The following is an 874-nucleotide window of genomic DNA, read 5'->3' on the forward strand; positions in this document are numbered from 1 at the left end:
CCACGTCACCGAGGTGGAGATGGCGCTCGACGCCGACCAGAAGATCCTGGGCCTCAAGGTCGACACGATCGCCAATCTCGGCGCCTACATGTCGCTGTTCTCGTCGGCGACCCCGACCTATCTCTACGCGACCCTGCTTTCCGGTCAGTACGATATCCCGGCGATCCACGCCAATGTCCGGGCGGTCTACACCAACACGGTCGCGGTCGACGCCTATCGCGGCGCCGGGCGTCCCGAGGCGACCTATGTCATCGAGCGTACGATGGAGACGGCGGCGCGAGAACTCGGCATCTCGCCGGCGGAACTGCGTCGCAAGAACTTCATCCGCTCCTTCCCGCACCAGACGCCGGTGATCATGGCTTATGACGCGGGCGATTTCGACGCGACGCTGGACGCCGGCATGCAGGCCGCCGACGTTGCCGGCTTCGAGACCCGGCGGGCGGAGGCCAAGCAGCGCGGCAAGCTGCGCGGCCTTGGCATGAGCTGCTACATCGAGGCCTGCGGCATCGCGCCGTCGAAGGCGGTCGGCTCGCTCGGCGCCGGCGTCGGCCTGTGGGAATCGGCCGAGGTGCGGGTCAACCCGGTCGGAACGATCGAGATCCTCACCGGTTCGCACAGCCACGGCCAGGGCCATGAGACCACCTTCGCCCAGCTCGTGTCGGAGCGTTTCGGTCTGCCGGTCGAGAATGTTCAGGTCGTCCATGGCGACACCGACAAGGTGCAGTTCGGCATGGGGACCTACGGCTCGCGTTCCGGCGCCGTCGGCATGTCGGCGATCCACAAGGCGCTCGACAAGGTCGAGGCCAAGGCCAAGAAGATCGCCGCGCACGTTCTGGAAGCCGACGAGGGCGACATCGTCATCGAGAACGGCGAG

Annotated in this window: 1 protein-coding gene; it reads left to right on the forward strand. The window is 66.8% G+C overall.

The window, feature by feature from the left end; translation table 11 throughout:
- Positions 1-874: xanthine dehydrogenase family protein molybdopterin-binding subunit (locus MJ956_RS04315; protein ID WP_253963248.1), on the forward strand; the 874-nt coding region annotated here is incomplete at both ends.

The sequence above is a fragment of the Aurantimonas marianensis genome, assembly GCF_024195285.1.
GTDB classification, from domain to species: domain Bacteria; phylum Pseudomonadota; class Alphaproteobacteria; order Rhizobiales; family Rhizobiaceae; genus Aurantimonas; species Aurantimonas marianensis.